The organism is Burkholderia territorii (genome assembly GCF_902833055.1).
Classification (GTDB): domain Bacteria; phylum Pseudomonadota; class Gammaproteobacteria; order Burkholderiales; family Burkholderiaceae; genus Burkholderia; species Burkholderia territorii.
The window spans coordinates 1-480 of sequence record NZ_CADFEJ010000122.1; the positions used below are offsets into that span (position 1 = coordinate 1).

The 480-nt window shown below is 62.3% G+C and carries 1 protein-coding gene and 1 pseudogene; one reads left to right on the forward strand and one right to left on the reverse strand.

The genetic code is table 11. From position 1 onward, the window contains the following. Positions 1-195, forward strand: a 195-nt coding sequence (locus HW466_RS31320; protein WP_176316167.1) for an aminotransferase class I/II-fold pyridoxal phosphate-dependent enzyme, incomplete at its 5' end; no start/stop codon positions are given. A gap of 84 nt (positions 196-279) precedes the next feature. Here the strand turns inward: HW466_RS31320 and HW466_RS31325 are convergent. Continuing rightward, positions 280-480: pseudogene (locus HW466_RS31325) on the reverse strand (3-hydroxybutyrate dehydrogenase); the annotation flags it as partial.

Consider the following 480-nt stretch of genomic DNA (forward strand, 5'->3'; position numbering starts at 1 on the left):
GTGGATCGTGATTTCGGCTTCATCAATGCACAACGCGGCATGTTCTCGTACTCGGGCCTGACTGCGGCGCAAGTCGACCGCCTGCGCGAAGAATTCGGCATCTATGCCGTCAGCACGGGCCGGATCTGCGTGGCCGCGCTGAACACGCGCAACATCGACGCGGTCGCGGCCGCGGTTGCCGCTGTCCTGAAGTAAGCCTGCCGGCACGATCGAATCGCGCCGGTTTGCCTCGAAAACGCGCTCTGTGGAGCGCGTTTTTCATTGGTGCGATTGTCGGCCTTACTGCATGAACCAGCCGTGGCTGACCACGAAGGATTGGCCCGTGAGCGCGGCGCTCGGGAAGGCCGACAGGAACAGCACCGTCTTGGCGACGTCTTCCACCGTGGTGAATACGCCGTCGACGGTGTTGCCCAGCATCACCTTCTTGATGACGTCCTCCTCACTGATGCCGAGCTCCTTGGCCTGCTCGGGGATCTGCTT